This is a genomic window from Mucilaginibacter sp. P4_E8 (assembly GCF_056401495.1).
Window position 1 is genome coordinate 1 of record NZ_JBFUJG010000436.1, and the last position, 752, is coordinate 752.

Annotated in this window: 1 protein-coding gene; it reads right to left on the reverse strand. The window is 37.8% G+C overall.

Annotation, left to right across the window (positions count from 1 at the left end):
* The coding region (locus AC1DRQ_RS31980) for a hypothetical protein (protein WP_477430256.1) at nt 1-487 on the reverse strand (487 nt) is incomplete at its 3' end.
* Nucleotides 488-752: the final 265 nt, after the last annotated feature.

Sequence of the window (752 nt, forward strand, 5' to 3'; positions counted from 1 at the left end):
TATCTCTGTTGTGCCTTGCTTTGGCTATTGATGTCCAAGGATCCCGACTAGCTTTTTCGCCTTTACCATGAGCCATTGTTACTATTTTATCTACAAGTTGGCCATCTGTATTTTCAAATACGGTACACGGAACTTTCTTATTACCAGCTTTCCAATAGCTAGAAGCATTAGCAATCTTACTTTGAATTGCCGCAGGGAGATTCACTTTTGAGCCATCAATGAATCCATATATAAGCTTCAATACAGCTATTCGACGATTACCCTCCTTAACGATCATCTTCTTTCCTGTACTGTCCATTATTGCTATTATATTTTCAGTTGGAAGATATCCATCGTCTAGCAAACTTTCCATAAGAGCCCAAAATCGATCTGGACTAATTGAAACCATCGCTTTAACAGCTTCGACTTCAGATGGTTGTTCGACGGTTCTAAAATTCTTTAAATCAAGGTGAAGATCTTCGATTGGAACTTGCTTTGTTTTGGACATGAGATAAGGTATTAAGGCGGTCGAGGTCTGGTAAAACTCAAATATAAACTTTTATAACAAATATGCTATTGTTAAGAGATTTATTTAGCCTATCGCCCATTGATGCACCAAACTCGACGAGACGGCAAGGCTCTGGGTGAGCAAGGGTATAAATCAGTTCACCAGTGTCTTATATCACTCAATTATGTAAGACTAGTTCCGCTATAGAAGATCTGTAATCTCTTTTAATGTTTTAATAAACTCCTGAGTATCCAGAAAGTAACTA